At 69.6% G+C, this 283-nt stretch carries 1 protein-coding gene; it reads right to left on the bottom strand.

Annotated elements, in window-relative coordinates; translation table 11 throughout:
• Positions 1-283: phosphatidylglycerol lysyltransferase domain-containing protein (locus tag AOK24_RS51655; RefSeq protein ID WP_240554297.1), on the bottom strand; the 283-nt coding region annotated here is incomplete at both ends.

Raw genomic sequence — 283 nt, forward strand, 5'->3', positions numbered from 1 at the left:
CTTCGGCCTGAAGGGCGGCGATGCCGATGCGGGGCAGGTCGCCGGAGTTGCGGTAGACGACGAAGCGGGGCTCCCAGCGGGGCTGGAACTTCGCGTTGAACTTGTAGAGGGACTCGATCTGGAACCAGCGGGAGAGGAAGACGAGCAGCCCGCGCCAGGCGCGCAGGACAGGGCCGGCGCCGATCTTCTCCCCGCGCGCGAGCGCGGAGCGGAACATCGCGAAGTTGAGGGACACGCGCGTGATGCCGAACTTCGGGGCGGCCTGGAGGGCGGCGACGATGAG

This window comes from Streptomyces niveiscabiei, assembly GCF_001419795.1.
Lineage (GTDB): Bacteria > Actinomycetota > Actinomycetes > Streptomycetales > Streptomycetaceae > Streptomyces > Streptomyces niveiscabiei.